Annotated in this window: 16 protein-coding genes and 1 riboswitch; of the genes, 2 read left to right on the forward strand and 14 right to left on the reverse strand. The window is 55.6% G+C overall.

What is annotated here, in order from left to right:
• Positions 1 to 188 precede the first annotated feature (188 nt).
• From purF to MKX63_RS01065, 12 genes are all read right to left on the reverse strand, one after another.
• Positions 189 to 1,685 (reverse strand): amidophosphoribosyltransferase, encoded by a 1,497-nt coding sequence (purF, locus tag MKX63_RS01010; RefSeq protein WP_341014668.1) that lies wholly within the window; start codon positions 1,683 to 1,685, stop codon positions 189 to 191.
• Positions 1,670 to 3,916 carry a phosphoribosylformylglycinamidine synthase subunit PurL gene (gene purL / locus MKX63_RS01015; RefSeq protein WP_341014669.1) on the reverse strand — a complete coding sequence of 749 codons (2,247 nt, stop codon included), beginning with the start codon at positions 3,914 to 3,916 and terminating at the stop codon, positions 1,670 to 1,672. The genes purF and purL overlap by 16 nt, the downstream gene beginning before the upstream one ends.
• On the reverse strand, positions 3,894 to 4,583 hold the full coding sequence (purQ, locus tag MKX63_RS01020; RefSeq protein WP_341014670.1) for a phosphoribosylformylglycinamidine synthase subunit PurQ: 690 nt from the start codon (positions 4,581 to 4,583) through the stop codon (positions 3,894 to 3,896). The genes purL and purQ overlap by 23 nt, the downstream gene beginning before the upstream one ends.
• 5 nt (positions 4,584 to 4,588) lie before the next feature.
• The gene (gene purS / locus MKX63_RS01025; RefSeq protein WP_019913657.1) at positions 4,589 to 4,834 is read right to left on the reverse strand and encodes a phosphoribosylformylglycinamidine synthase subunit PurS; all 246 of its coding nucleotides are present in this window, start codon (positions 4,832 to 4,834) and stop codon (positions 4,589 to 4,591) included.
• A 71-nt stretch (positions 4,835 to 4,905) separates the two neighbouring features.
• Positions 4,906 to 5,796: a phosphoribosylaminoimidazolesuccinocarboxamide synthase gene (locus tag MKX63_RS01030; protein ID WP_341014672.1), complete on the reverse strand. Its 891-nt coding sequence runs from the start codon at positions 5,794 to 5,796 to the stop codon at positions 4,906 to 4,908.
• A 403-nt stretch (positions 5,797 to 6,199) separates the two neighbouring features.
• A complete protein-coding gene (gene purB / locus MKX63_RS01035; protein ID WP_209992051.1) occupies positions 6,200 to 7,495 on the reverse strand; it encodes an adenylosuccinate lyase in 1,296 nt (431 codons plus the stop codon).
• 6 nt (positions 7,496 to 7,501) lie between these two features.
• Positions 7,502 to 8,626 carry a 5-(carboxyamino)imidazole ribonucleotide synthase gene (gene purK, locus MKX63_RS01040; RefSeq protein WP_445323512.1) on the reverse strand — a complete coding sequence of 375 codons (1,125 nt, stop codon included), beginning with the start codon at positions 8,624 to 8,626 and terminating at the stop codon, positions 7,502 to 7,504.
• Between the two features lie 239 nt (positions 8,627 to 8,865).
• Positions 8,866 to 9,351 carry a 5-(carboxyamino)imidazole ribonucleotide mutase gene (purE, locus tag MKX63_RS01045; protein ID WP_341014677.1) on the reverse strand — a complete coding sequence of 162 codons (486 nt, stop codon included), beginning with the start codon at positions 9,349 to 9,351 and terminating at the stop codon, positions 8,866 to 8,868.
• 244 nt (positions 9,352 to 9,595) lie between these two features.
• A riboswitch (purine riboswitch) is annotated at positions 9,596 to 9,697 on the reverse strand.
• Positions 9,698 to 9,860: 163 nt separating this feature from the next.
• On the reverse strand, positions 9,861 to 10,295 hold the full coding sequence (locus MKX63_RS01050; protein ID WP_341014678.1) for a universal stress protein: 435 nt from the start codon (positions 10,293 to 10,295) through the stop codon (positions 9,861 to 9,863).
• Between the two features lie 50 nt (positions 10,296 to 10,345).
• Positions 10,346 to 10,609, reverse strand: coding sequence for a DUF1294 domain-containing protein (locus MKX63_RS01055; protein WP_341014679.1), 264 nt, complete (start codon positions 10,607 to 10,609; stop codon positions 10,346 to 10,348).
• A 79-nt stretch (positions 10,610 to 10,688) separates the two neighbouring features.
• Positions 10,689 to 11,936, reverse strand: a complete 1,248-nt coding sequence (locus MKX63_RS01060) for an MFS transporter (RefSeq protein ID WP_341014680.1) — start codon at positions 11,934 to 11,936, stop codon at positions 10,689 to 10,691.
• Positions 11,937 to 12,083: 147 nt separating this feature from the next.
• A complete protein-coding gene (locus MKX63_RS01065; protein ID WP_341014681.1) occupies positions 12,084 to 14,222 on the reverse strand; it encodes a DNA topoisomerase III in 2,139 nt (712 codons plus the stop codon).
• 130 nt (positions 14,223 to 14,352) lie between these two features.
• On the opposite strand from MKX63_RS01065, the gene tsaA reads away from it, so the two are divergent.
• Positions 14,353 to 14,796, forward strand: coding sequence for a tRNA (N6-threonylcarbamoyladenosine(37)-N6)-methyltransferase TrmO (tsaA, locus tag MKX63_RS01070; protein WP_341014683.1), 444 nt, complete (start codon positions 14,353 to 14,355; stop codon positions 14,794 to 14,796).
• 18 nt (positions 14,797 to 14,814) lie between these two features.
• Positions 14,815 to 15,720 carry a helix-turn-helix domain-containing protein gene (locus MKX63_RS01075; protein WP_341014685.1) on the forward strand — a complete coding sequence of 302 codons (906 nt, stop codon included), beginning with the start codon at positions 14,815 to 14,817 and terminating at the stop codon, positions 15,718 to 15,720.
• Positions 15,721 to 15,795: 75 nt separating this feature from the next.
• Here MKX63_RS01075 and MKX63_RS01080 read toward each other — a convergent pair whose 3' ends face one another.
• Positions 15,796 to 16,932, reverse strand: coding sequence for a DUF4179 domain-containing protein (locus MKX63_RS01080; RefSeq protein ID WP_341014686.1), 1,137 nt, complete (start codon positions 16,930 to 16,932; stop codon positions 15,796 to 15,798).
• Positions 16,907 to 17,494, reverse strand: coding sequence for an RNA polymerase sigma factor (locus tag MKX63_RS01085; RefSeq protein WP_341014688.1), 588 nt, complete (start codon positions 17,492 to 17,494; stop codon positions 16,907 to 16,909). Before MKX63_RS01085 ends, MKX63_RS01080 begins: the two co-directional genes overlap by 26 nt.
• Positions 17,495 to 17,540 lie beyond the last annotated feature (46 nt).

Here is a 17,540-nt window from a genome sequence, read left to right on the forward strand (position 1 = left end):
ACCGCAGGCCGCCGGGGGGCAGCGCCGCTAAGCGTGTCCCGTCCGTGCGCAGCACACAGGGACAAAGCGGGGACGCGCACCCAAGCCTACTTAGCAAGTTTAGAGCAAGCTCCTTCCACCAAACTTTCGGGTGGCCGGAGGGCAGCGCCCTCCGGAATCCCCCTTCGCAAGGGGGACTTAGGGGGATGTTAACAGCTGCATCCGTCCTTCTCTTCCCCGCCGAAATCCACCTGCGTCGGGTAATCATTGTCGAAGCAGGACAGGCATAGGCCGCCTTTGTAATCGTCACTATTATAGCCGCCGATGGACTGGATCAGCCCTTCGGGAGAGAGGAACGCCAGGGAATCGGCGTTGATCTCCTCGCACATCTCGGCGATGGTCTTGTAAGAGGCAATCAGCTCCCGGCGGTCGGGAGTATCGATGCCATAGAAGCACGGATTCTTGAACGGCGGCGAGGTAATCCGCACGTGGACCTCTAAGGCTCCGGCTTCGCGCAGCAGGTTGACGATCCGGCGCGAGGTGGTACCCCGCACGATCGAATCGTCGATCATCACTACGCGCTGGCCCTCCACGACGCGGCGTACCGCGCTGAGCTTCATCTTGACGCCCTGCTCACGCAGCTCCTGACTGGGCTGGATGAACGTACGGCCGGTATATTTGTTCTTGATCAGCCCCAACTCATACGGGATGCCCGTCTGCTCGGCATAGCCGATGGCGGCGGAGATACTGGAATCCGGCACGCCGGTGACAATATCCGCATCCACGAAGGCTTCGAGCGCCATACGGCTGCCCATCCGCTTGCGGGCGGAGTGCAGGTTGGAGCCGTTCAGGTCGCTGTCCGGGCGGGCGAAGTAGATGTACTCCATCGCACACAGTGCTTTGCGCTTAGGCTCTGCGAAGCGTTCTTCACGGAAGCCGTTCTGATCCAGCACCAACAGCTCACCCGGTTCAATATCACGCACCAGCTCAGCGCCGATGACTTCAAGCGCACACGACTCGGAAGCGAAGACATAGGCTTCGCCCAGACGGCCCATCACGAGCGGACGGAGTCCGTGGGTATCTGAGGCGACAATCAGCTTGTCATTGGTCATCAAGAGGAAGGCGAAGCCGCCGACCAGCTGCGACAAGGCATCCTTCGTAGCTTCGACAAAATCCTTCTGTGACCGCGCAATCAGATGCGCCAGCACCTCGGTATCACTGGTCGTCTGGAAGATCGAGCCGCCCTGTTCGAGCTGCTTGCGGATCAGCGGCTCGTTGACGATGTTGCCGTTCGTGGCAATCGCCAGATCGCCGTCACGGTATTTGAAGACCAGCGGCTGCGCATTGGTCAGCCGGCTGTCTCCGCTGGTGGAGTACCGCACATGGCCAATTGACATGTCTCCGACCAGCGAAGCAATCTTGTCTTTGTCGAAGACTTCCTTCACCAGGCCCATGCCGCGGTGATAGTTGAAGTCGCGTCCATCCGCCACGCAGATGCCCGCGCTCTCTTCGCCCCGGTGCTGCAGGGCATGCAGTCCGTAATAGGACATGGAGGCAGCCTCCGGGTGTCCGAAGACCCCGAAGACGCCGCATTCCTCTTTTAACGTGTCAAAAATATCTCCCGAGCCCGTTCCTTCATTGTAAAAGTCGCCGGTCCACAGGATAGGGGCTTCCTGCTTGTTCCCGGTCTTTATTTCATAAGACATGGAATAGCATCCTCCCAAATGGTCTTCAGTCCGGTAACAGCTTCATCCAGTGCAGACGAGCCGTCCAGTGTAACGCGCAGGCGCTCTCCGCCAACGGTTCCAATGATCTCTACAGGCACGCCGTATGCGGCAACTGCCGCCTTCAGCTCCTCTGCATGGTCAGGCGCCGAAGTCAGGATAATACGGGACTGGCTCTCGCTGAACAGCGCCACATCCGGGCGCAGCCCGCCTGCGGACAGCTCAATATTCGCGCCGATACTGCCGCTGATGCAGCTCTCTGCCAGCGCTCCGGCCAAGCCGCCTTCAGACAGGTCATGCGCCGAGCGCACCAGACCGCTGCGGATGGCAGCGAGGACGGCATCCAACAGCTTGCGCTCAGTCGCCAGGTCCAGCTCCGGCGGACGGCCTTCCGTCAAGCCATGCACAGCATACTGAAATTCACTGCCGCCCAGCTCTGCCTTCGTCACGCCTAGCAGCAGTACAGCATCGCCTTCCTGCTTGAAGGCCTGGGTTGTAATGTGATCCGTATCTTCAACCAGTCCCACCATGCCGACAACCGGTGTCGGGTAGATGGCCCCGGAGGCATTCTCGTTATACAGGCTGACATTCCCGCCAATAACCGGCGTATCCAGCACCCGGCAAGCTTCTGCCATACCGTCTACCGCGCGTTCCATCTGCCAGAAGATCTCCGGCTTCTCCGGGCTGCCGAAGTTCAGGTTGTCTGTAATCGCCAGCGGCTGGGCACCGGAGCAGACGATATTTCGCGCCGCTTCGCTGACAGCAATGCGTCCGCCCACTTCAGGGTCCAGATAGACATAACGGCCGTTACAGTCCGTCGTCATGGCCAGACCTTTGCGCGTACCATGAATGGTGACCACTGCCGCATCGGAACCCGGGCGAACCGCCGTGCTGGTGCGGACCATATAATCGTATTGATTGTATACCCATGCTTTGCTTGCTACGGTAGGCGATCCCAGTACAGTGCGCAGCGCACCGCCCAGATCAGTCACTTCCTCATACCGCAGCGTATCAATCGCTGCATTGTCCTCGTAGTATGCAGGAATTGCAGACGGTTTGTTATAGATCGGACATTCATCCACCAGCGCCTTCACCGGCATATCGCCGACCACTTCGCCGTGATGGAACAGCTTCAGGCGGCCGTCATCGGTCACCTTACCTACCTTGCGGCAAATCACGCCCCAGCGGTCAAAAATCTCCTGCGCCTGCGCCTCATCCTTAGGCTCCACCACGAACAGCATCCGCTCCTGAGATTCCGAGAGCATCATCTCATATGGGGTCATCCCGTCTTCACGCTGCGGCACCTGATCCAGATACAGCTCCAGACCGTTGCCTGCCTTACTCGCCATTTCTGCGCTGGAGCAGGTCAGTCCGGCTGCGCCCATATCCTGAATGCCGAGGACGATGCCGCTGTCGATCAGCTCCAGACAGGATTCCATCACCAGCTTCTCCATGAACGGATCGCCGACCTGTACGGCGGTCTTCTTAGCTTCCGATTCCTCACTCAGCTCCACCGATGCGAAGGTCGCACCATGAATGCCGTCACGGCCAGTAGGCGGACCTACGTAGAATACGGGGTTACCTACCCCTTTGGCGACACCGCGCTGGATTTTGTCATGATCTATTAGCCCGACACACATCGCATTCACCAGCGGATTGCCGTCATAGCTGTTGTCGAACATAATCTCGCCGCCGACCGTCGGAATCCCGATACAGTTGCCGTAGCCTGCAATCCCGGACACGACATGCTCGAACAGGTATTTAACCCGGTCACTTTCCAGCTTCCCGAAGCGCAGGGAATTCAGCAAGGCCACCGGTCTTGCTCCCATGGAGAAAATATCGCGGATAATCCCGCCCACCCCGGTTGCCGCGCCCTGATAAGGCTCTACTGCCGACGGATGGTTGTGGCTTTCGATTTTGAAGACAACGGCCTGGTTATCCCCGATATCTACGATGCCCGCGCCTTCACCCGGTCCCATCAGTACCTTCGGTCCGCTTGTAGGGAAGCGGCTCAGCAGCGGCTTAGAGTTCTTATATGCACAGTGCTCAGACCACATGACGCTGAACACACCGATTTCAGTATAATTGGGCTTACGTCCCATGAAGGAGGTAATGAGCTCATATTCGCTGTCTGATACACCGAACTGACTGTAGATTTTCTGCTCCGCGATCTGCTCTGCGTTCGGCTCCTTAGCGGATACTTGCTGCGTCATAACGATCCCTCCATGTCTTGAGAATGGATGTGAACATCCGTTTGCCGTCTTCCGAGCCCAGCAGGCTATTCGCTGCACGCTCCGGGTGAGGCATCATGCCGACTACATTGCCCGCCACATTACTGATTCCGGCAATATCGGCCACCGAACCGTTCGGGTTGTAACCATAGGTGAATACGATCTGATTATTCGCTTGAAGCTCTGCAAGCGTCTCTTCATCACAATAGTAATTGCCTTCCCCATGCGCGATAGGAATAACGATCTCTTCATTCTTCGCATAGTCAATAGTAAACGGGGTTGTGTTATTAACGACCTTAAGCACCGAGTCATGGCAACGGAACTTCATCGACATGTTGCGGCGCAGCGCGCCCGGCAGAAGACCTGCTTCGGTCAGAATCTGGAACCCGTTGCAGATGCCGAGCACGAATTTGCCCTGCTCTGCCGCCTTAGCCACTTCAGCCATTACCGGAGCGAACCGGGAGATTGCGCCGCAGCGCAGGTAGTCACCATAAGAGAAGCCGCCCGGCACGAGAATGCAGTCATACGCCGACAGGTCTGTCGCTGTATGCCATACATAATCCACTGGTTCGCCGAGGCTGTCTTCTACTGCCTTGTAGCAGTCAATGTCACAATTGGAGCCTGGAAAGACAAGTACTGCAAATTTCATGACGTTTAGTCCTCCAATTCGTAGCGGTAATCCTCGATCACCGTGTTGGCCAGCAGCTTCTCGCACATTTCCTTCAGGCGTCCTTCCGCTTCTGCGCGGTTATCGGTATCGAGGGTCAGCTCCATATACTTGCCGATCCGCAGACTTTCAACTTCCTGGAATCCAACGGAATGCAGGGCACCCTGCACGGCAACTCCCTGAGGGTCGAGCACGCTTTTCTTAATGGTGACGTAGACTGTCGCTTTTAACATACGCTTGTAGTTCCTCCTAGAATTTAATGAACTGAATTAGGCTTAATGTAGAGAATACAACTAAAATGAATCTACAACGACTTTCCAGTAAGGCGGTGATAGATATCCAGGTACCGGCGCGACGTTTCTTCGACCACCTCAGCCGGCAACGGGTCCGGCGTACTGTTTTTGTCCCAGGAGGAGGCTGACAGGTACGTGCGAACCGGCTCCTTATCCATGCTGTCAATCTCGATATCCAGTGCGTACTTGTCCTTGGCCCAGAAGCGGGAAGCATCCGGTGTGAAGATCTCATCGATCAGAATCACCTTACCGTCCAACAGACCGAACTCGAATTTGCAATCGGCGAGGATGATGCCGCGTTCTTCACAATAGGCTCTGGCAAAAGCGAACAGCTTCAGGCTCTTCTCCTTAAGCGTAAGCGCAAGCTCTGCGCCGATCTGCTCCTGCATCTGCCCGAACGGAATGTCTTCGTCATGACCGACATCATTCTTAGCCGCAGGTGTGAAAATCGGCTCCGCCAGCACCGCATTCTTCCGCAATCCCTTGGGCAGCTCAATACCGTTGACTTGACCGGTCTCCTGATACTGCCGCCAGCCGCCGCCGGTAATGCAGCCGCGCACGACACATTCGATATCAATCCGCTCGGCTTTGCGGACAACCATGATCCGGTTCTTGAGCGCTTCCCGGTCCTTCACAATGTCCCCGAGCTTGTCCACCTCGATATGCACCACATGGTTCTCGATCAGCTCCCGGGTCTGGCCGAACCAGAAGGCGCTGAGCCGGTTCAGCACATTGCCCTTGTCCGGCACCGCCGGGTCCAGCACATAGTCGAAGGCAGAGATCCGGTCTGTTACCACGATCAGTATCTCATCCCCTAAATCGTACAGCTCACGAACCTTGCCTTTGTAGAGCAGCGGCGCATTTACTAGTTCCACGGCAGTGGATACGGCTAGGTGTGTCATGACCTTTCCTCCCTTGAACAAATGATCTTACGTATATTTGGCTAAAAGCGCCTGGGGCGCCGTCATACTCCGCTTCGCTGGAGAACTGAAAAAACGGCCTGTTAACTGGTAACACTCCAAAAAATTTTGGACTTCCGATCGCTGTTATGTTTGAATTTCCTGATTTGAACCGCTGAGCGGTAGAAATCCGAGGATAGCATATGCTTCCGTAGCGAGCTTTCCTTCAGAAAGCTTTCAGGCGAACGCTAACGCTTCTTCCAGTTCCAAAATTCCTCTCCGTTCCTTATTAACTTGCCAATACAATTCAATTCTGTCGCTTACGCTCCAGAACAGCTACCCCGTCGCTCCGCCCAATTCTTCTCCAGCTCATCCCTTCACCACTGACTTACTGTTTTTTAAAATTTTAAATCAGCTCCAGCTTGCGGAAGATGGTGTCCACATGCTTGAGATGCCAGGTAGGATTGAACGCATCCTCGATCTCCTCCGCGCTAAGCACGGCAGTGATTTCCGGGGTGGCTTCCACGATGTCACGGAACTGGGTCTGCTCCTCCCAAGCCTGCATCGCGCGCGGCTGCACGGTGTCGTACGCCTGCTCGCGGCTGAAGCCCTTGTCGATCAGCTTGGTCAGGATGCGGCCGGAGAACGGAACGCCGAAGGTGCGGTTCATGTTGCGCTTCATATTCTCAGGGAATACAGTCAGGTTCTTCACGATGTTGCCGAAGCGGTTCAGCATATAGTTCAGCAGCATGGTCGCATCCGGCAGGATGATCCGCTCTACGGAGGAATGCGAGATATCGCGTTCATGCCACAACGGCACGTTCTCGTAAGCTGTCATCATATGGCCACGGATTACACGTGACAGACCGGAGATGTTCTCGCAGCCGATCGGGTTGCGCTTGTGCGGCATAGCGGACGAGCCCTTTTGACCCTTGGCAAAAGCCTCCTCGACCTCGCGGATCTCACTCTTCTGCAAAGCGCGGATCTCGGTAGCGAACTTGTCGAGGGAAGTAGCAACCAGTGCCAGCGCCGCCATGTACTCTGCGTGACGGTCACGCTGCAGGGTCTGCGTGGAGATTGGTGCGGGGCTGGTGCCCAGCTTGCGGCAGACGAATTCTTCCACGAACGGGTCGATGTTGGCATAGGTGCCGACGGCCCCGGAGATTTTGCCGAATTGTACGCCGTTCGCGGCATGACGGAAGCGCTCCAGGTTCCGCTTCATTTCCTCATACCACAGTGCCATCTTCAGCCCGAATGTCGTAGGCTCTGCATGTACGCCATGGGTACGGCCCATCATCGGGGTATCCTTGTAGGCGATAGCTTTGTCTTTTAGAATCTCAATGAACCGGATGATATCCTGCTCCAGAATCTCGTTGGCCTGACGCAGCAGGTAACCGAGCGCCGTGTCGACCACATCTGTCGAGGTTAGTCCGTAATGCACCCATTTGCGCTCTGCGCCAAGGCTCTCAGATACCGCACGGGTAAAAGCAATCACATCATGGCGTGTTTCCAGCTCAATCTCATCGATCCGCGCGATATCGAATTTGGCATCCTTGCGCAGCTTCGCGGCATCTTCATGCGGGATGACTCCCAGCTCGGCCCATGCCTCACAGGCGCAAATCTCAACTTCCAGCCACGCGTTGAATTTATTCTCTTCGGTCCAAATGGCCCGCATCTCAGGTCTGCTGTAACGTTCAATCATAGCTTGTCAGTTCCTCCAAAGGTTAGTTTGCTCTACCCAGGACAAGCCGTCGCCGGTATCCTTGCAGAGCAGGTTGATATGGCCCATTTTGCGGCCGGTTTTGCTCTCGGTCTTACCATATATATGAAGCTTGGGTGATACTCCAAGCCTGTCCGCTTCCTCATTCGCACGGCAGGCTGCCTGAACGGCTCCCTCCAGATGCTGGCCGAGTACATTCACCATCACCACAGGAGTAAGCAGCGAGGTAGCGCCCAGCGGCAGATTGCAGATGGCCCGCACATGCTGCTCGAACTGCGAGGTCACGCAGGCATCCATCGTGTAATGACCGGAGTTATGCGGACGCGGCGCCAGCTCGTTGACGAACAGCTCTCCATCCTCTGTCACGAACATCTCTACCGCCAGCAGCCCGACCGCCTCCATGCCGGAGACAATCCGCTCGGCCAGCTCACAGGCCCGCTGTTGAATCTCCTCCGGCACCCGTGCAGGCACAATCGAGAGATGCAGGATATTATCCACATGAATGTTCTCGGCAGGCGGGAAGCTCTTGACCTCCCCCGAGGCGCTCCGGGCGGCGATGACCGAAATCTCACATTTGAAAGTGATGAATTTCTCCAGCACCAGCTCCGGCGCGTCCACCTGTGCGGCCCCGTCAGCCTGAGCCGATGCCCCCGGCGCGACCTGCCGAAACGCTGCCGCCAGCTCTTCCGGTCTGCGGATGACGGCTTGTCCCTTGCCGTCGTACCCCCCTGTGGCGGTCTTCAGCACACAGGGCAAGCCCAGGTCTTTAGCCGCGGCTTCCAGCTCCGCCAGGCTGCCCACCTTGCGGTACGGGGCAACGGGTACGCCCGCCGCCTCGACCGCCGCCTTCTCGCGCAGCCGGTGCTGCGTCGTATACAGCAGCGCGCTGCCCTGCGGCACGTACGATTCCTCCGTCAGCAGCGCGGCTACGCCAGCGTCCACGTTCTCGAATTCGTACGTGATGACGTCGGAGCGCCGCGCCAGCTCGCGCGCGGCGTCCCGGTCGTTATACGCCGCTGTGATCTGCGGCGTAATCTGCCCGCAGGGCGCATCCGGCGCTGGGTCCAGCGCCACGAAGCGGTAGCCCATGGCGCTCCCGGACAGCGCCATCATGCGCCCCAGCTGCCCGCCGCCGAGCACGCCGATCGTAGCACCGGGCAGCAGCGTCAGTGGCGGCTGCACCCCGGTCTCTTCCCGCTCCGGCTCGGCTCCGGCAGCTATTGCTCTGCCTTCAGCCTTTACCGCACGCTCTGCCCCGAAGCCTTCCGCTCCGCCTTGAGCCTTCATCCCCCGCTCCGCCTTAGCCTGCTCCGCGCCACCCTCCAGCCGTCCGGCCCTCAGCTCCTCCAGGCTCATAGACTCTCGCTGCTTTCCAGCACCTCTTGCTGAGTCGCCTCGCGCCGCAGCTGCACACGCTGCGCCACCTCCGGCTCGAAGGCGCCGATGATCTGCGCCGCCAGCAGCGCCGCATTGATAGCTCCGGCGCGGCCGATGGCTACTGTCGCTACAGGAATGCCCGCAGGCATCTGCACAATCGACAGCAGCGAGTCCATGCCGTTCAAGGCCTTCGACTGCACAGGTACACCGATGACCGGCAGCGTGGTCTTCGCAGCCACCATACCCGGCAGATGCGCCGCACCGCCCGCTCCAGCGATGATGACCCGCAGGCCGCGCTCCGCCGCCTCCTCGGCATAACGGAACATCAGATCCGGTGTGCGGTGTGCAGAGACAACCTTTTTCTCATAAGCTATATCCAGCTCCTCCAGCACTTCACAGGTATGCTGCATCGTTTCATAGTCCGATTTGCTGCCCATAATGACACCTACTTGCACAGACATCGTTCACCCAGCCTTCCATTTCCGTTATAGAGATTTCTCTGATTTCAGTGTGTCCCGTTTCCTGCCAATTCCCGCATGAACCGTGAAAAATAGCCCGGACTCCAGACGCATTCTGCTGCGGGTGGACCCGGACTACTAAGGAATCAGGTGATAACCGCCCGGCAGCCGCACTCTCCCCGTCCTAACAGGCAGGAGAATACAGGAACACCGCCCCGGGCTGCGGGGAGGCTACCCTGCTGTCGTTCCAGTTATCCTATTTCCTCGTAGTCCAGCAATTTACGGTTACCGGGTAGAAACTTCCGGGCCCTATCCCCGGTTTTATACGAGCTCTTCATAGATTCAGTTTAACAACGCCCTACACATCATGTCAACTTAAACACGAACATTGTCATATCATGCCTGCAAATTGTTCGCTTTTGAGCATAAATGAAAATCTTATTTCCGCTAATCTGCCCATTTACGTACTAAAAAAAGGGGAACGCCACAGCGTTCCTCTACTAGAGCTTCTATTATTTAACAACCAGCACCGGAATGCGCGCGCTTTGCACCACATTATGGCTGACGCTGCCCAGAACGAATTCCCGGATACCGCCCAGCCCCCGGCTGCCGATTACGATCACATCTGCACCCTGCTCCTTGGCATAATTCAGAATCACCTCTGCAGGCGACCCCTGCAGCAATTCTACCGTAGCATTCAGACCTTCGGCATCCAGGCGGCTTTTCACTTCATCCGTTGTCTGGACCGCGAGGTCATAATAATCCTTGTTCACCGATGCCGGCAGAGGCGCGAGAGCTTCCCCGATGAAGAACCGCGGGAATTCAAATGCGTGTACGACGTACAGGGAGGACCCTGGAGTTACCTTAGCCAGCTCGATCGCCCGTTCCAGAGCCTGATTCGAAGCCTTTGAACCGTCATAGGCAAGCACAATTTTAGAGAATAACATATACGCCACCTCTTTCTGTTATTTACATCATTACCAAGCCCTCAAGCGGCTTACCTCAAAAAATACCCATACAGCAGCATATTCAGCAGCAGCAGTAGCGGAATTCCGAGTCTGAAGGAAGTATGCCTCGTCTTGTGGCGCTTGCGGTACATGGCAATCAGCACACCCAGCGCACCGCCCATGAACGCCAGCAGAAACAATGTTTTCTCCGGCACCCGATCCCGTCTTTTCCGGGCCTTGTTCTTGTCTTCCGACATCACTACATACCCGATAATGTTGATCAGCGCGAACCACAGCAATACCGCCTTGACCATCCTTCCGGCCCCTCCTCCTGGCATCCTACCTTGCTCTCTATTATATTACCCTTTCCGGCAAAAAACCAATAACCTCACATCACCGGCCCTGCAGCTCCCGCTCTTTCTTGCTCCGCCCGCCTGCGGCTCCGGCCTCTCTGATCCAGAACCAGGACAGCACTGCCGCCAGCACCGCTGCAATGGCTCCCAGCCAGAAGCCTCCTCGCAGACCGTACGCCGCACTCATCCATCCCGCTACAAAAGGACCGCCCGACATACCGATCGCATACACCGCCTGATAGAACCCCATCGCTGTCGCCCGCTTAAACGGAGCTACCCCGGAGACGGATTTCCCCAGCAGCAGCGGGAAGATCAGGCCTTGCATGAACCCGTTCCCAATCTGTGTTACACATAACGCAGCGAGCGTAGGCATCGAGGGAATGAGCAGCGTGAACACCGCACTTCCGGCAAAACCCAGCATCAGTGTCCCCCGGTCCCCCAGCCACCGGCCGAACAGCCGCGCACCATAGAGGGTCGCTATCGCATGTGGCAGCATAAAAGCCAGCGTCAGCCAGCCGAGGCTCCCCTTGCTCGCGCCAATATAGAGCGCCTGATTCGGCGTGTAGCCGAACATCGTAATGAACAGCACACAATGGGCCAGCACCGATAACAGCGATACTTTTACCAGCAGCGGTTCCTTCACGACACCGGCCAGATCCTTGAGCTTAATCGCTGTGCGCTTCTCCAGCTGTTGCTCCGGCAGACGGACGACCAGCAGCATCGCAGCCACCGCCACGATTCCTCCGATGATGAACGGGGTATTCCAGCCGAAGTGATCAACGATATAACCGCTGATCATCATACTGGTCAATTGGGCAATCACCGTGGTGAACTGGAGCATCCCCATAGCCCTGCCCGCCTCCTCTTTCGGAAAATACCCCGCGAACATCACCGAGTACACCACCCACGCCGATGCCGCTATCCCCGAGACCGCCCGCGCCGCCAGCGCCCAGCCCGGATGGGCCCCTGCCAGGAACAGCAGACAGCTCGCTCCGCTCGCGATCAGCCCCAGATAGATGAACGGCCGCCGCCGGTTAAGCACATCTGAACCCATTCCTATCGGCAGCCGGAAGAGAATCTGCATCAGGCCGTAGATTCCCAGCACCGCTCCCACCATGACATAAGAAGCCCCCAGATGCTCCACATACGGCGAGAGCACCGGAACATAGATATACGAAGAGAACCAGAACATAAAGACTATTATCAGAAAATACAATCGGCTGCTCCCCTTCTTACCCGGGGCCTCTGCCGCCTTCACCACATTCGCTAAACCTTCAGCCGCTGCCACTTCTCCACCTGCCCCACTCTATTTATCGAAACCCTGAAGCCTGATCCCTTTTCAATCTTTGTAAGTAAAGCATATCTACCGTCCCTTGAACAGCCCTGAAGCCGCAACAAGACCACCGGTACATCCCGGCAGTCTTATTCCTTAAGCCTATTCGCCCTTCTGTTTCGCTTCCATCGCAGCCTTCAGCAGATCGCCAAGATTGTTGCCGGCACTTTCCGTCTTGCTGTACTGCTGAACCAGCTTCTGCTGCTCGCGTTTATTGATATGCTTATGGTCCTTATCCATCGTCTCTGTAATGCCGCAGCCGAGGCACTGCACATACTTTCCGGCCTTGCCTTCCTTCATCTCCATCTTCTTATGGCACTGCGGACAGCGGCGGTTCGACAACTGCTTCTCGCCCGCCCGGGTATAGCCGCAGTCCTCCTTCGGACAGACCAGCAGCTTGCCGCGTTTGGTCTTCTTTTCTAACATCCTTGTTCCACACTCCGGACAATGACTGTTAGAGACATTATGCGGCTTGTATTCCGCCCCGCTGTTCTTCACCCCGGACACCAGCTCTTGTGCCATACTGCGGATACCCTGCAAAAAAGGCTCCGGGCGCCCTTGCCCGCGCGCAATTCTCTCCAGCTCCGCTTCCCAGCGTGCCGTCAGCTCCGGTGTACGCAGCTGCCCCGAGACCAGCTCAATCAATTGCTTGCCCTTGCCGGTTGGGTGCAGCAGATTGCCCTGCCGTTCAATCGTATCCGAGCTTACCAGCTTCTCAATGATATCCGCACGTGTGGCTGGTGTCCCCAGCCCATGCTTCTCCATTTGCGTCAGCAGCGTGGCTTCGTTATAACGCTTCGGCGGCTGTGTCCGTCCCGGCTTGATGATGCAGCGCGCAAGCTTCACGCTATCGCCTTCCCGCAGCTCCGGCAGCTTCACACTTTCTGCTGCGGGCTCATCCCCCGCATTCTCCTCGTCGTCATCCAGGCTCATATCCCCGCCGTATACCTCACGCCAGCCTGCATCCTTGATGGTAGTTCCCTTCACATAGAAGCCTTCACCGTCCACGGTTACCGTCACAGCTACGGCGTCATAACGGGCCGGAGGATAGAACAGGCTAATGAACCGCCGGACGATCAGATCGTAGAGCTTCCGCTCTTCCGCACTCAGCAGATTGAGCAGCACTGTCTGCTCTGTCGGAATAATCGCATGGTGATCGCTGACCTTGCTGTCATCGACAATCCGCTTCGTCATCGGCAGCGGCTTCCGCAGCAGCGGTCTGGCAAGGGCTGCATACGGCCCGACAGCCACGCTGTCGAGTCTTTCTTTTAATGTACCCGTCATATCAGCGGTCAGATAACGGCTGTCTGTACGCGGATAAGTGACCAGCTTATGCTGCTCATACAGCTTCTGAAGCACACTTGAGGTCTGCTTGGCCGAGAAGCCGAATTTGCGGTTGGCATCACGCTGCAGCTCTGTCAGATCGTACGCCAGCGGATGCGGCTCGCTTTTCTCACTCTTCTGTACCTTGGTGATTCGTCCGCTGCGGCCAGTAAGCTTATCCTTGAGAACCCCCGTCTTTTCCCTGTCAAAAATCCGCCCATCTCCGCCCTGCGCCCGCCAGCCCGCCTGGAAGCTCCCGAAATCCGCAGTCAGCAGGTCATATTCCTGGGAACGGAAGCCGGTAATCTCATTCTCCCGGTCCATAATCATGCCCAGGGTAGGTGTCTGCACACGCCCCGCAGAGAGCGGCGCGCCGAACTTGCAGGTTAAGGCCCGCGTCACATTCAGCCCGATCATCCAATCCGCCTCAGCACGGCAGCGTGCAGACTCATACAGCCGGTCGAAATCCCGTCCAGGCCGCAGCGAAGCGAAGCCTTCTTTAATGGCCTTATCCGTCTGCGAAGAGATCCACAGCCGCCGGAACGGCTTTTTCCAGCCTGCCATATTCATAATCCAGCGGGCCAGCAGCTCACCCTCACGCGCCGCATCCGTTGCTACGATCAGCTCCTCAATATCCTGCCGCTTCATCAGCTGCTGCACAGCCTTATATTGCTGGCTGGTCTCACGCAGCACCTTAAGCTTGGCCTTCTCGGGCAGAATCGGCAGATCCTCCAGCGCCCACGTTGCATATTTATTGTTATAGTCCTCAGGCTCAGCCAGGCCAACCAGATGCCCCAGCGCCCAGGTCACCACATATTTCGGACCTTCCATATAACTCTTCTGTTTATTTCCACAGCCCAGCACCCGCGCAATCTCACGGGCCACCGACGGCTTTTCAGCCAATACCAATACCTTCATCGTCCAAACCCCTCCCTGTCATCAACAACCTATTATACCATGACATACAAGTCCGCAATTATCATCAGGCCGAATTCCCTTCACTTCCGGTAGACTAGAATCATCCCCCAGCCGAAAGGAGTCACAGCCAATGCCCGCCTTAGAATCGTATAATATTATACCAGTAGGAGTAGTAACCGGAACACAGCAGAACCTGCAACTTGAGATTAGACCCGAATACCGACCTGCCTTAAAGGGGTTAGATGCTTTCAGCCACTGCCAGATCCTGTGGTGGATTCATGAGTTTGCAGATGATAGCTTCCGGGGGACTACTCAGATCGAGCCTCCCTATGATGCTCCGGTAAGCGGTGTTTTTGCGACCCGGTCTCCGGTCCGCCCTAATCCGCTTGGACTCACGGTTGCCCGTATTCTATCCGTTGACCTAGATCAGGGAATTGTGGAGGTCAGCGGACTGGATGCCTATCCGGGAACGCCCGTGCTTGATATCAAAGCTTATTTCCCTTCCACCGACCGTGTCTGTCAGGTTAGAGTGCCTGCATGGGCTGCCTCATGGGGAGAGTGGACTGTAGAGTAACCTAGAGGAGAGGACTACATGAAGAACAGCCAGCTCATTCTACAGGCGATAGAATATATTGAATCGAAGCTGAAGCAGCCGCTGTCTGTTCTGGACCTCTCCAGAGAGACCGGTTATTCCCTGTTCCACTTCATCCGCCTGTTTCAGGGGGTTACCGGACTCACACCGGGGGACTATATAGCAAGACGGAGAATTTCCGAGGCGGCCAGGGATATTCTAAGCAGTCCCGGGCGGACTTGTCACGAGATCTCACTGGACTATGCTTATAATGATTACGAGACCTTCACCCGGGCCTTCAAAAGACTGCTGCACACTACTCCCACCCAGATCCGCCACAAGTCTAACCCGGACATCCCTCTGCTGCTCCATCCCTTGCAGCCGGCTGATTTACCGCATTGGTCAGACCAGAAGGGTGCCTCTCCTGACCTGATTGAGCTTGGGAAAATCAGACTTCAGGGGCCGTTCATTACCGTTACGCAAGATCAGTCGGTCATCGGATCAGCATGGGAGCAGCTGTTCCACAGCCTTTCTGCTATCCCGGACCGTAAGCTTCCAGAACAATATTACCAGGTAGGCTATTGGCCGGATAACTATGAGAATCAGGGAATCTCCTTCCACATTGCCTGTGAGTTGAACAGCCTAGCATCTGTACGTACCGGCACTACCGTTCAGTCCAGCTGCGAGCTCACAGGCACCAAATTAACAACTCATACTCTGCCGCCAGCACGTTATCTCAGATTTAAGCATACAGGGCCATCCGCAGAGGTTTCTGCCACCTACAAATATATCTATGGCGTTTTTCTGCCAAGAACCGATTACCGCCTGAACCTCTCTTATGAATTTGAATACTACGGCCAAGATTATCTGGGCCCCCACCATCCGGACTCCGTAAGTGAAATCTACATCCCGTTAACATTGCTTTAATCGTCAAAAAGCCCGCATCTGCACAGCAGACGCGGACTAGATTATAATTTATTTCACACCTAACTTTTCTGAAATTCAAGGAATTTGTATCGTTGTTTCAAGCTCCTTCATATAAGTTTTCACCGGTTTCCCATCAGCATCCAACAAGAGTTTCGGCTCATTATCCAAAGTCATTGTATACGGTCTGACCGTAATCGTCTTAGGTTTTTGCGGGAAGTTATTGTACAGGCTATCCACGATAGGATGCTGAACTGCCTTCATCATGGCATACCCGAGACCCTTTGGACCCATAACATTACCGGCATCATCCACAAGCTCATAGAATACCTCTGTTGGACCATATTCCCCAGTCTGCTCTGGTGATGCAGGCACTTCCCCGTCACTGGTTATCACTAATCTCATGGCAGCAGGTGTAATGTCCAGACTCTTCACTTTATAATGGAAGGAGCCTATGCTTGCCCCCTGACCCGGAGTAAGATTGATGATGCCCTCCGCAAGTTTTTTCACCGTTACCTGGAACTTAAAGGGCTCGCCGATCTGGGCAACCGGCACACTGATATTTATCTTGAATTCATCTCCAAGAGCTGATGTATTCCACAATTCCCTCATTTCTAATAAAAGGGTATTAGGTTGACCCTGTACGTTTCCTGTAGAAGAAGAGCCGAAGCCAATACGCTCACCAGATTCTAGGGTAACTTCAGGCAATCCCAACAGTCCTTTGGTCGATTGATCGAATTCGTTGGTTTTATAATCAGTAATCTCCGCCAGCATCCGCTCATCCGCTACACCAGCTCTTTTGAATCCAAGGGCCAGTTGAATCCCGTCATAAAATACCTCCGTAACACTTAACGTCACTCCATCTTTGGTTACGCTCATGTTAGGTGAAGTCGTCAGGCCCTGTTCCGCCGCCAATTTTAATCCCGGGTTGTCCGTATGCTTGAATATACTGCTGAACACAGGGATTTGACTCAAGGTTTCGGCCCAGGCCGGAGAGATGAATCCTGCAGTTACCGTACCGACCCCTATCAGGGCGGCTATACTTGCAGCTGCTAACGTCTTTTTAAACAATTTATTTCCTCCTCTGGTCTCCAAAAGTTCAATGCGGTTCATAATCTGCTCATTATAGCTATCTACCGGAAGCTGGATTCTTCCCATGTTGCTGCGGATGTGTTCCAGCATCTGCTGCTCAGTTTGATTCTGCCACTTCTCCATGAGCGCATCCTCCTCCTTCATCCGCTTTTTCCTGGATCAGTTTTTTACGGAGCCGTTCATACTTTTTGCGGAGCGCCGCCGAACTGCTTCCGGTAATCATCGCAATTTCTTCGAAGCTGTATTGTTCAATGACACGAAGGATTAGTAATCCCCGCTCTTCTGAAGTGAGCTTTTCAAAAATCCGGTCTACCGGTGACTCCTCCGGCAATGCTTGTTGATTCGTCATCAGTTGCAGTTTATAAAGGGACAGCAACCGGCTGCGGCGCTTACGTCTGCGGAGCTGGTCCAGGCAATGATGATAAGCCACCTTATACAGCCAGGCCGAAAAAGAAACCCGCTTCTCATAACGCCTAAGCTGCTGATACACCTTAACGAATATATCCTGCACAGCATCCTCTGCTTCTTCACGGCTCCTTAAGATATAATAGCAATACGTATAGATCTGCCTTTCATAAGCAGTAATGATGACAGTGAAAGCTTGTCTGTCACCTGCGTGTACCCTCTGAATAGCTTCTTCCATCCCATTTGGATTCATTTGGCCCCCGGGGTTGCCTTGCTCCAAAAGAATCACCTCCATTTTCCTTGTACACCTGTATAACGTCTGCCAA

The sequence above is a fragment of the Paenibacillus sp. FSL R7-0179 genome (assembly GCF_038002265.1).
Lineage (GTDB): Bacteria > Bacillota > Bacilli > Paenibacillales > Paenibacillaceae > Paenibacillus_AQ.

Coding starts and splice junctions, on each gene's coding strand:
- MKX63_RS01075 (WP_341014685.1), top strand. CDS start 14,815: ATGAAGAACAGCCAGCTCATTCTACAGGCGATAGAATATATTGAATCG.
- purQ (WP_341014670.1), bottom strand. CDS start 4,583: ATGAAATTTGCAGTACTTGTCTTTCCAGGCTCCAATTGTGACATTGAC.
- MKX63_RS01050 (WP_341014678.1), bottom strand. CDS start 10,295: ATGTTATTCTCTAAAATTGTGCTTGCCTATGACGGTTCAAAGGCTTCG.
- MKX63_RS01065 (WP_341014681.1), bottom strand. CDS start 14,222: ATGAAGGTATTGGTATTGGCTGAAAAGCCGTCGGTGGCCCGTGAGATT.
- purF (WP_341014668.1), bottom strand. CDS start 1,685: ATGTCTTATGAAATAAAGACCGGGAACAAGCAGGAAGCCCCTATCCTG.
- MKX63_RS01030 (WP_341014672.1), bottom strand. CDS start 5,796: ATGACACACCTAGCCGTATCCACTGCCGTGGAACTAGTAAATGCGCCG.
- purB (WP_209992051.1), bottom strand. CDS start 7,495: ATGATTGAACGTTACAGCAGACCTGAGATGCGGGCCATTTGGACCGAA.
- MKX63_RS01080 (WP_341014686.1), bottom strand. CDS start 16,932: ATGGAGAAGTGGCAGAATCAAACTGAGCAGCAGATGCTGGAACACATC.
- purL (WP_341014669.1), bottom strand. CDS start 3,916: ATGACGCAGCAAGTATCCGCTAAGGAGCCGAACGCAGAGCAGATCGCG.
- purS (WP_019913657.1), bottom strand. CDS start 4,834: ATGTTAAAAGCGACAGTCTACGTCACCATTAAGAAAAGCGTGCTCGAC.
- MKX63_RS01055 (WP_341014679.1), bottom strand. CDS start 10,609: ATGGTCAAGGCGGTATTGCTGTGGTTCGCGCTGATCAACATTATCGGG.
- tsaA (WP_341014683.1), top strand. CDS start 14,353: ATGCCCGCCTTAGAATCGTATAATATTATACCAGTAGGAGTAGTAACC.
- purE (WP_341014677.1), bottom strand. CDS start 9,351: ATGTCTGTGCAAGTAGGTGTCATTATGGGCAGCAAATCGGACTATGAA.
- purK (WP_445323512.1), bottom strand. CDS start 8,626: ATGATGGCGCTGTCCGGGAGCGCCATGGGCTACCGCTTCGTGGCGCTG.